Here is a 410-nt window from a genome sequence, read left to right as displayed (position 1 = left end):
CGCCCCGTCCGCCGGACCCATAGTCGGCGCGCGGCGGGGCCGCCATCGCCTGGGCGCCCGGACCGGACGCGGAACCGCCGGAGGTCGTTGCCGGGCGGGTCGGCACCGTGCCGCCTTCGCGCAGCAGCTTCAGCGCCTCGTCCGGCGTCGGCAGGTCGGCGGCGTAGCACAGCCGGACCAGCACCATCTCGGCGGCGGCGAGGGGTTTGGGCGCCGTCTGCACCTCCTGGATGCCCTTTAACAGCATCTGCCAGGCGCGCGACAGCACGCGCACGGAGAGGTTCTCGGCGAACTCGCTGCCGCGGCGACGCTCTTCCTCGGTGACGGCGACGCCGCCGACGGCATCGGCGGCGAATTTCAGCCGCGTCACCAGATGGACGAACTCGGCAAGGTCGATCAGCACCACGGCC

The 410-nt window shown here is 73.2% G+C and carries 1 pseudogene; it reads right to left on the bottom strand.

The features are described 5' to 3' along the window. Positions 1-410, bottom strand: a pseudogene (locus CH339_RS23660) (DNA polymerase III subunit gamma/tau); the annotation flags it as partial.

The organism is Rhodobium orientis, assembly GCF_003258835.1.
Lineage (GTDB): Bacteria > Pseudomonadota > Alphaproteobacteria > Rhizobiales > Rhodobiaceae > Rhodobium > Rhodobium orientis.
This window is presented reverse-complemented; position numbering and strand designations above follow the sequence as displayed.